The sequence below is a fragment of the Pedobacter sp. SAFR-022 genome (assembly GCF_051965375.1).
Taxonomy (GTDB): Bacteria; Bacteroidota; Bacteroidia; order Sphingobacteriales; family Sphingobacteriaceae; genus Pedobacter.
In genome coordinates this window covers 151,372-160,359 of record NZ_JBQCME010000006.1, presented here as the reverse complement: position 1 = coordinate 160,359, position 8,988 = coordinate 151,372, and the positions used below count along the sequence as shown (strand labels likewise).

Sequence of the window (8,988 nt, the reverse complement as noted above, 5' to 3'; positions counted from 1 at the left end):
ATGATAATCAAACAAAAATGGAGCAGCCATTTAATCAGGTTTATGGTGCTCGCTTTAAGTACCTGGTGCTTTAATCCGACGGATGCTAAAGCCCAGTTTGTTGGGAATCCCTTGATTCCTAAAGAAGGGAAAGTGATCGTTTATACCAATGACGCTAAAGGTGGGCATCATCAGGTAGCAACAATTGCGGAAAGAAATAACATCAGTATTGACCGGCGTCAACCAGGTATGCTGTGTACCGTTATGGACGATGGTACGGGGAAGGCTAAGACCTTCCAGCTGATCTGCAAGGATGTGCCTGCTGAACTGAATGATAATGCAAACTGGGTCGCTTTTTCGTCGGGAACAGCAGCGGGAAATAATCTGATCTATGGCGCCGCAGTCCCTGATGCAAGCACTGGTAAAACAGGCGACTTCTTTGTCCATACCGCGACCCAAACGCTGTATGGTCCAAAACAAGGAGACGACACCTGGCCGGTGTTACTGCTGCAAGCATCACCTACAGGCCCGGCTGCGGGTGACCTTACTGGTACTTTTCCGAATCCATCAATTGCCGAAAAAGCCGTTACTGTTGAAAAAATCAATCCGGGTACTGCCGATCAGGTACTGGCAACCAACGTGGAAGGCCAGGTAACCTGGATCAATAAATCTGATTTGGGTACTGGGTCGGGCGGTACGGTTGGGACCTTCAATGGTAACCGTCCCATAACCGGTGCTTATTACACAAATATTAATCCTGGTACTGACGATCTGGCGAAATGGATCGAGGCGGTATTTTATCCTTCTGTTGGCCCTTCTGCCTCCCTTTCTGCAACACCATCGGGCGTACAAGAGTTCGGATCTGCTGGAACTACGAGCATTACCCTAGCCTGGACTGCAGGAAGAGCTGCGGCAACAGAGCCTATTACCGGGATTACGGTAAATGGGACCAATGTTTTCACAACTACACCGGCGGCAGGTGCCTCAGTAAATGGAACCCTGGCGGCAACAGCAACGAACAATCAGAAAACGACGTTTTCAATGTCCGTTAAGACGGCAGATAATAAAACAGCTGCCTCAAGCACTACCATTGATTTTCAATCAAAACGCTACTGGGGTTTTGCTACTGGCGGCGAAGACGGCGAGACGTTTGCTCCAACAGACGCACAGATCCTGGCGCTGTCGGGCAGTGCATTTGGAACTTCTGCAGCCGTTTCGAATTTGTCAGCCAGCCCGAGCGGCAGGCAAAAGCTAGTGATCGCCTATCCCGCTGCCTGGGGCGGAAACAAGATTATTGTTGGGGTAAACGATTCTACTGGAGCTTTTGAGCGGACAACGCGATCATTTACCAATGCAAGTGGAGGCACAACAACCTATGTAATTTACGTGCAGCGGGACAACACTGCTGCAGGTCTGACTTTCAGTATTCAATAATCAGGTACAGTAATTCATTTCAAAAAGAAACAAATGTCAATTATAAGAGCTATTCAAATGAAGAATATTCTTTCATCTCTATTGTTAATCGTACTAACAGGTTTCAGCTTCAGCCTCTTCGCGCAGGTGAAGGTGATCGGGGCTGTAGAACCGAATGACCTGACCGATAAATATCCGACGCATAATGAAATTTATGGTAAGGGAGGCTTTCGCTCCGTTGCTGATATTGCTGCGCGGAATGGTATTACTCCGGCAAGAAGAAGTGTTGGTATGTTGGTCTATGTAATTTCGGAGGAAAAGCTGTACCAGCTGAAAGGCGGGGTAGCAGATACAAACTGGGCTGAAATTGCTTTCGGCGCCGGGACAGGGGGAAGCACTGGTGGTGTTGTGACCATCGATAAAGGTGGAACCGGTGCTACCACAATAGAGGAAGCAAGGGTTAACCTTGGACTCGGGACAATGGCAATCCAAAACAAAGACGCCGTGGAAATTACAAAAGGAGCGATAGATGGAACGTTAATTGGTAAGTTGGCACCTGCAGAAGGTATGTTTACCATCCTGGATGTAAATTCAGAACTTCGGGTGACTGGCAAAGTGATGGTTTCTGGTGACATCACCGCAACAGGTGATGTTACTGCAAATTCGGATGTACGATTAAAGAAAAATATTGCGACTATCCCGCCAGTATCTGAGAGCCTCAGAAGACTTCATGCCGTGTCCTATGATCGTAAGGATATGAACCTTCATCAGATTGGATTCATTGCCCAGAATGTGCAAGAATACTTTCCATCTTTAATTCGCGTGGACAACGATGCAAACAAGACCTTATCGCTGAACTATCAGACCATGACTGTACCGCTGTTAAAAGGCTGGCAGGAACATGATGAAGAAATTAGCCAGTTGAAGACGGAAGTTCAACAGCTGAAGCGCGAACTTCAGCAGTTGAAAGAACTCCTGTTGCTAAAGACCAAAGAGTAAAAGTTAGTAGATTAAATTTCGGGCAGGCCGATCAGTGTGCAAACTGCTTGAGGATACATAACCAGAGTAGGGCTTATTTTTTATTTTTTGTTTGTTGTGGATTCAGCTGAAAAGCATCCAGCATCTTCAGCATGAATTTATCAAATTCTTCCTGCGCGTGTCGAAGTTCCTCCAGCTTCTTCGCGATCGCGTACTTTGCATAATGAAGGGTGAAGTTGTTATAATCCTGCATACCCAGCTTCTGCACGGAGACCACCTCATCGGATTCCATAAATTCCCTTGGGGTATAAACTTTTTTGGTATCATGCGAAAAGATCACACAGCCTAAATTGAAAGCTTTCATGGCAATCTCACGCTTGATCTTGTATGCTTCACTGTCCTTGTTGTTGCGGCTTCCTGTCATAAATTTCCTTCTCAGTTGCAAAATTGCTAATAATATTAGTAATTACAAGGCTGCATTTACATTATTGAAGAAAGATTATTACCGTTTGGAACGTCGCAATTCCTGATCGAACTTGCCTCGAAGCTAATTATGGGTCCATTGGTTCATCAAAGTAAACTTCTTAGGTCGCCTTGTCTGACTTATGCCTACAAGTTCTATATTTAGGCATGACGCAAAATTTTAGATTTTACAAGGAACTGAATGGACGATGGTATGTGGAGCTTCCCGGATGGAAAGGCCCCAAGGAAGACCTTGAAATGGTGCAAGGTGCCGACACCATGTTAGACCTGATTAGCGGAACTGCCAATGAATGTTTGCTTAAGTTATCTGATGTGCCCTTTGACCATGCGGAGTTGCTGGATTTGGAGCACGCACGCGAGTTGAACCTTGGTGGGGGAGGCGATTACCTGCTTCACAAATACGAAGGCGAAACAACTTTACTGCGTTTGTGGCTTTGCGAAGTAACCAATTTTGTTTTTAAGGGATTACCGGAGCGCATTTATTTCAAAAAAGTTCAATAAGGGCAGGTTGCAGGCTGAAATTGTTGTCCAAAATTAACAAGTAGATTTGTATCTTGATGGTTCCTAGCCATCTAACCGATATAAACTATGTTACAAACCGTTAAATCAGGCATTGTCTTGCCTATTTTATTTACACTTTTTACTGGAATAGACAGCTTTGCCCAGAAGCCTGACCAGCTCCCGGACTGGGCCATGTCAGGGTTTAAACGGGTGGATCAGAACCCGATCATCTCTCCAGATTCGACAACATCATTCTATTCCGTGCTTGACAACAAGAATGTAGCCTGGGAAAGTAATGACACCTTTAATCCAGCTGCAGTTGTGAAAGATGGTAAGATCGTGGTGCTCTACCGCGCAGAGGATAAGTCTGGCGTCGGCATTGGTTATAGAACCTCCAGGATTGGATATGCTGAAAGTACCGATGGGCTGACCATGAAGCGTCGGGATAAACCCGTGTTCTATCCCGGCAATGATGATCAGAAGGAGAATGACTGGCCTGGAGGCTGTGAGGATCCTAGAGTAGCGGTAGCCGCAGATGGCACCTATGTAATGATGTACACCTCCTGGAACCGTAAAGTAGCCAGACTATCTGTAGCAACTTCCAAAGATTTGCTGACCTGGAAAAAGCATGGTCCCGCATTTGAAAAAGCCTATAACGGCCGGTTCCGTGATATCTTCCACAAGTCTGGGTCTATCGTGACTAAACTTGTTGACGACAAAATACAGATCACCAAAATCAATGGCAAGTACTGGATGTATTGGGGTGAAAACCATGTCTACGCTGCCACCTCTACAAACTTGGTGGACTGGGAGCCACTTTTAAATGACAAAGGAGAGTTATTAGAACTGATTTCTCCCAGAAAGGGATATTTCGATAGTGCACTAACCGAATGCGGGCCTCCAGCCTTACTAACCGATAAGGGCATTTTATTATTGTACAACGGTAAAAATGGGGTAGCAGGTGTGGGAGATCCGGAACTTAAACCTGAAACGTATAGCGCGGGACAAGTGCTCTTCGACGCTCAGGATCCCACAAAAGTTAAAGAAAGACTTGATAAACCATTCTTCAAGCCCGAAATGGACTATGAAAAAGCCGGCCAGTATGCTAATGGAACTGTGTTTATCGAAGGCCTGGTCTACTATAAATCGAAGTGGTTCCTGTATTACGGTTGTGCAGATTCCCGGGTAGCTGTTGCTGTAAGTTCTCTGTAATTCAAACAATTTTAGGGGCTTGCGGGTATATAAAACATGCAGGATTCTAACCAACTAAATATAATCGTTATAGGCGCATCTGCGGGTGGGTTTGCAGCGGTATCACGGCTGCTCGCAACCTTTGATGATGACCTGAATGCAGCCATTTTCATCGTCATTCACATCTCCAGAAACTCTGATGCGGATATCGTTGGCAAGATGCTGCAGAAACAGACCAGACTACACTGCCAGGTTGCGGTTGACGGCCAGACTATCGAAAAGCACGCGGTATATATCGCACCTGCGGATCACCACATGATGGTTGATACCGGTAAGATCCTGGTTCAAAAAGGCGCTTACGAAAACCACTATCGACCCTCCATTGATGTGCTCTTTAGATCTGCTGCAGCGGCCTACGGGGCTTGTGTTACTGGAATTATCCTGACCGGCATGCTCGATGATGGCACCTCAGGCATGTACGCCATAAAAAGAAGCGGCGGAATTTGCATCGTTCAAAGTCCGGAGGAAGCGGAGTTCCCGAACATGCCTTTCAGCGTAATTAACAACATGCAAGTGGACCATCAACTCAATGTTAATGAAATGGGCCCGCTGCTGAATAACCTGCTTATGAAAAGATCTTGTAACATGGGTGAAATTCCTGAAGACGTAAAAATAGAGGCTGAAATCACGAGAAGAATGAGCAGTAGCCCGGAAGACCTTCAGAAACTTGGACCTGCAGTAGACCTGACCTGTCCGGATTGTGGTGGTACGCTACATCAGATTGAACACGATGTGATACCGCGCTTCCGCTGTTTCACAGGGCATGCCTTCACCGCGGCTTGTCTGGAAGATCTTCAGATAAAAAGCCTTGAAGAATCGTTGTGGACAGCCATTCGCATGATGGAAGAGCGACGCAACTTATTAGTGTCAATTCATGATAGCAGTGGACGAAAAACCGAAAGGGCGGAGCAGTTGGAAGTGCATGTAAAACGGCTCAAAGCAATGCTGAAAAACCTCAATCAAGGCGAATAAACTACTATACCGCAGTTTTTTCTAAAACTGCGGTACTTCAAAGCAGAAGATCGTTCCGCCATCAGATTTGCCCTCAAACCATATTTTGCCATCCAAACGGGTGATGATCTGCTTGGAAATATACAAACCAATGCCTATCCCCTGAAATCCTGAATGTTTGTCGTCGATAACCCGGTAAAAGCGCTCAAAAATTTGAGATTCTTTTTCTTTGGGAATACCGATACCGAAATCCTCTACACAGCAGCGTATACACTTCCCATTTAGTTCAAGACTAACCAAAACCTGGTCGGCATTAGGTGAGTATTTTATTGCATTTGTAAGCATGTTTATAATAACCTGACGGATGCGTTCCTTGTCACTGAAACTCTGGATGGTGGCACATTGCTGTAATACAATCTGATGGGTGTTGGTGGTGCGCTGAACATCTGAGATCACCTCTTCAAGCAGTTCATTGAACAAAAAATGATGCTTATTCAACTGGAGTTTACCACCCTCAATTAAGCTGGCATCAAGCAGGTCATGAATTAGATTGGTTAGCCGCTTGATTTGGTTAACGAGTTTATGGATCAGGTCGATAGTGATGCGGTCGCCAAGCGGCTCGAATTTTCGCTCCAGCAGTTGTGCTATGGCTTTAATCGAGGTCACAGGCGTTTTTAATTCATGGCTAACAGTGCTGAGTAACTCATCCTTACGCTGTTCCAGTTCTTTCCGGTCGGTGATGTCCAATGTTGTGCCCACAACACGGATGGGCTGCTCGTTTTCGTCCTTGAGAATGTTTCCGGTCAGCTGAATCCAATGCAGGGATTTGTCTGTCCACACTGCCCGTAAAACCGTGCTGAAATGTGTGTCGGGCCCATTAAGTGCATCATCTAGCTTTTTCCGGTCTTCAGGAATCAGGTGTTCGAGGAATTCGTCAAGCTGGTAAACCGACCGCTCCATTGGAAAACCTGCAATCCAGATGTGGCTTGAAGAGAATACACCCCGTGTTCTCAAATCCAAATCCCAGATACCTAAGCCGGCGGATTCAACCGCTATTTTCATGATCAGCTCGCTTTTCTCCAGCTCCTTTCGCAAGGTAACCTGCTGGGTAGCATCTATACTGACGCCTAGTACGCCCGACATGCTGCCATCGGGTTCATAGTAGGGTACAATGCCAAAGTTCACATACGACCTTTGTATATGCCCGTTTTTGGGGAGGTCCACCGCCAGTTCTACACCGGTGTAAGGCTGCCCGCTTTCCAAAACACTTGTCATAATGGTTTCCCAAAGCAGTTTGGATTCTGGAAAGGTTTCAAATATGGGTTTGCCGATTAAAGAGGCACTGTCACGTTGGTAGAACCGGGCCAAGGCCGGATTGATCATCCGGGTAATAAAGCTGGGTCCCTCCCAAATTCCAATGCCTACAGGAGATTGCATAAACACCGATTCGTAGAAGTCACGCTGAATCTTTGCCGCCCGCTCGAGCTTCATGCCACGATTAAATAGTTCCTGCTTTTCAGTAACATCAACCGGAACGCAAAGCAGGTACTCCACCTTACCTTTTACATTTACGATCGGTGTAGTTGTGATGTTCCAGTATCTACGTGCTGCCGTTCCCGAGTCGGCTACTTTAATGTCCAGTATCAAGGTCCCATGATCTACAGCAAGGCCGGTGTCTAGCGCCTGATGAAAGTAACTGCTCAGTTGCGCTCTGCTATCCCTTGTTTCAGCATCCTCGGGATTACAAAACAGGACATCAAAAAAACCACATCCGATGTAGTTGTCTTTCGGCCACTTCAGAAGATTTGTAAATTGTTTATTAACATCGACAATTGTAAACCTTGGTTGGTCTGGCTTTAGCAGAATACAAGCAGCTGGAATCTGATAAAATACGGCCTTATAGGTATTTAAGGTAGAGGTTGTTTCCATGATGTACCAGATGATTTGGAGGCTAAAAATGTGCGGGGCCGGCAGAGTAGAAAGGGAGAAGCTATTGTATTAAGATAAGATTAAATTCACAATCATTGTTTTATTTTTTTTCTCGTCTAAATACAGGAAAACTTACCAGTAAGATGGATGTTTGTTATGATGGTTGGAGACTAAGCGTTTGTCTTTGAGATACTTTAATTGAAATTATGCTTGCGTTGTAATTTCAATTGTTTAAATTTAAGTAAACCAAAATGTGAAGCGTATGGAACTTATAGCGAAAATCCAAAGATGGGGTGATCGTCATCACCCGAAGTGGCTTGATTATTTTAGGATTCTTCTTGGCCTGATCCTGATGTGGAAAGGAATTCAGTTTGCCACGAATTTAGATGCATTTACCGCATTAATGAAAGATGCCAGCCTCGGTAAAGCTGCAACCATCAGTTTACTGGCACATGTCATCATCGTACTACACATTCTCGGGGGGCTGATGATTGCTGTTGGTACCCAAACCAGAATCGTCTGTCTACTGAACTTGTTGATTCTATTCGGCGCAGTATTCTTTGTCAACTTACGTGAAGATATTGCAAGGCCATATTCAGAAATCTGGCTGTCCAGTTTTGTCTTAATTGGGTTATTATGTTTTCTTATTGAAGGTGATGGCGTAATTTCCATAGAATACTCGAAGCAAGGAGCGGCACAGCACTAAAAGAAAAAAGGCATCTTATTTAGATGCCTTTTTTGATGATTTACCATGTCCTGCAGAAAGATCTGGTGCCTGGTGTACGGACAGGATAGTCTCGATTGTAGACTTGTTAATCTGGTAATCGTTTGAGATCTTTTCCCAGTGGTCTAGCTGCTCCTGCAAGGCCTGAATCTCGTTTCTAATGCTTTCGATTTTTTTCGCAATAGTATCCTCTATTGTTGGTGGGGGTGTTGCTTTAGGACGTGCCATAATTCTTGATTAATGAAACAAAGTTAGTATTTAAACAGGAGGATGCGTTTTAGATTACAAGGTAATTTACTACAAATTAATCAGCTTTTTTTAAATTTATACGTTCAGCAGTTCAACCTCAATATTATTCCTGGTCGCATTGGAATAAGGACAAACCTGATGTGCCTTTTCGGTCAGTGATTTAGCTTGTTCTGGTGTAACGCCTGGTATTGAAACTTCCAGGATTACAGACAATCCAAAGCCACCCTGGCTGTTTTTACCAATGCTGACTTTTGCAGTCACTTTAGTTTCACCTGCGGGTATTTTTTCGGTACGAATAACTAAACTTAAAGCACTGTCGAAACAAGCTGCGTAACCTGCTGCGAAAAGCTGCTCGGGGTTCGTATACGCCCCTCCGCTGCCGCCCAATTCACGTGGCGTTCTTACGTCCAGATCCAACACACCATCTGACGATTTAACATGTCCGTTTCTCCCTCCGGTAGCACTTGCCGTTGCCGTATATAGCTTTTCAATTTTTTCCATTTGTATTTTCTTTAGCAGTTATTCAATCT

At 45.0% G+C, this 8,988-nt stretch carries 10 protein-coding genes; 6 read left to right on the top strand and 4 right to left on the bottom strand.

What is annotated here, in order from left to right:
* A complete protein-coding gene (locus tag ACTHQF_RS14650; RefSeq protein ID WP_440431259.1) occupies positions 1-1,413 on the top strand; it encodes a hypothetical protein in 1,413 nt (470 codons plus the stop codon).
* A 33-nt stretch (positions 1,414-1,446) separates the two neighbouring features.
* Entirely contained in the window at positions 1,447-2,391 is a 945-nt protein-coding gene (locus ACTHQF_RS14645; protein WP_440431258.1) for a tail fiber domain-containing protein, read from the top strand.
* A gap of 73 nt (positions 2,392-2,464) precedes the next feature.
* Here the strand turns inward: ACTHQF_RS14645 and ACTHQF_RS14640 are convergent, their stop codons facing one another.
* On the bottom strand, positions 2,465-2,794 hold the full coding sequence (locus ACTHQF_RS14640; RefSeq protein ID WP_440431256.1) for a hypothetical protein: 330 nt from the start codon (positions 2,792-2,794) through the stop codon (positions 2,465-2,467).
* 206 nt (positions 2,795-3,000) lie between these two features.
* On the opposite strand from ACTHQF_RS14640, the gene ACTHQF_RS14635 reads away from it, so the two are divergent.
* The 3 genes from ACTHQF_RS14635 (at position 3,001) to ACTHQF_RS14625 (ending at position 5,577) form a co-directional block, all read left to right on the top strand.
* Complete coding sequence (locus ACTHQF_RS14635) at positions 3,001-3,354, top strand: DUF6717 family protein (protein WP_440431254.1); 354 nt, start codon at positions 3,001-3,003, stop codon at positions 3,352-3,354.
* A gap of 87 nt (positions 3,355-3,441) precedes the next feature.
* The gene (locus ACTHQF_RS14630; RefSeq protein WP_440431253.1) at positions 3,442-4,566 is read left to right on the top strand and encodes a glycoside hydrolase family 130 protein; all 1,125 of its coding nucleotides are present in this window, start codon (positions 3,442-3,444) and stop codon (positions 4,564-4,566) included.
* A 36-nt stretch (positions 4,567-4,602) separates the two neighbouring features.
* Positions 4,603-5,577 carry a chemotaxis protein CheB gene (locus ACTHQF_RS14625; RefSeq protein WP_440431251.1) on the top strand — a complete coding sequence of 325 codons (975 nt, stop codon included), beginning with the start codon at positions 4,603-4,605 and terminating at the stop codon, positions 5,575-5,577.
* Positions 5,578-5,598: 21 nt separating this feature from the next.
* Here ACTHQF_RS14625 and ACTHQF_RS14620 read toward each other — a convergent pair whose 3' ends face one another.
* Positions 5,599-7,485 carry an ATP-binding protein gene (locus ACTHQF_RS14620; RefSeq protein WP_440431249.1) on the bottom strand — a complete coding sequence of 629 codons (1,887 nt, stop codon included), beginning with the start codon at positions 7,483-7,485 and terminating at the stop codon, positions 5,599-5,601.
* A gap of 262 nt (positions 7,486-7,747) precedes the next feature.
* Between ACTHQF_RS14620 and ACTHQF_RS14615 the strand changes: the two genes are divergently transcribed.
* Positions 7,748-8,191, top strand: a complete 444-nt coding sequence (locus ACTHQF_RS14615; protein WP_440431247.1) for a DoxX family protein — start codon at positions 7,748-7,750, stop codon at positions 8,189-8,191.
* A 15-nt stretch (positions 8,192-8,206) separates the two neighbouring features.
* Here ACTHQF_RS14615 and ACTHQF_RS14610 read toward each other — a convergent pair whose 3' ends face one another.
* Positions 8,207-8,437: a hypothetical protein gene (locus ACTHQF_RS14610; protein ID WP_440431245.1), complete on the bottom strand. Its 231-nt coding sequence runs from the start codon at positions 8,435-8,437 to the stop codon at positions 8,207-8,209.
* A gap of 96 nt (positions 8,438-8,533) precedes the next feature.
* Positions 8,534-8,959 carry an organic hydroperoxide resistance protein gene (locus ACTHQF_RS14605; protein WP_440431243.1) on the bottom strand — a complete coding sequence of 142 codons (426 nt, stop codon included), beginning with the start codon at positions 8,957-8,959 and terminating at the stop codon, positions 8,534-8,536.
* Between the last annotated feature and the right edge of the window lie 29 nt (positions 8,960-8,988).

Coding starts and splice junctions, on each gene's coding strand:
- ACTHQF_RS14650 (WP_440431259.1), top strand. CDS start 1: ATGATAATCAAACAAAAATGGAGCAGCCATTTAATCAGGTTTATGGTG.
- ACTHQF_RS14645 (WP_440431258.1), top strand. CDS start 1,447: ATGTCAATTATAAGAGCTATTCAAATGAAGAATATTCTTTCATCTCTA.
- ACTHQF_RS14640 (WP_440431256.1), bottom strand. CDS start 2,794: ATGACAGGAAGCCGCAACAACAAGGACAGTGAAGCATACAAGATCAAG.
- ACTHQF_RS14635 (WP_440431254.1), top strand. CDS start 3,001: ATGACGCAAAATTTTAGATTTTACAAGGAACTGAATGGACGATGGTAT.
- ACTHQF_RS14630 (WP_440431253.1), top strand. CDS start 3,442: ATGTTACAAACCGTTAAATCAGGCATTGTCTTGCCTATTTTATTTACA.
- ACTHQF_RS14625 (WP_440431251.1), top strand. CDS start 4,603: ATGCAGGATTCTAACCAACTAAATATAATCGTTATAGGCGCATCTGCG.
- ACTHQF_RS14620 (WP_440431249.1), bottom strand. CDS start 7,485: ATGGAAACAACCTCTACCTTAAATACCTATAAGGCCGTATTTTATCAG.
- ACTHQF_RS14615 (WP_440431247.1), top strand. CDS start 7,748: ATGGAACTTATAGCGAAAATCCAAAGATGGGGTGATCGTCATCACCCG.
- ACTHQF_RS14610 (WP_440431245.1), bottom strand. CDS start 8,437: ATGGCACGTCCTAAAGCAACACCCCCACCAACAATAGAGGATACTATT.
- ACTHQF_RS14605 (WP_440431243.1), bottom strand. CDS start 8,959: ATGGAAAAAATTGAAAAGCTATATACGGCAACGGCAAGTGCTACCGGA.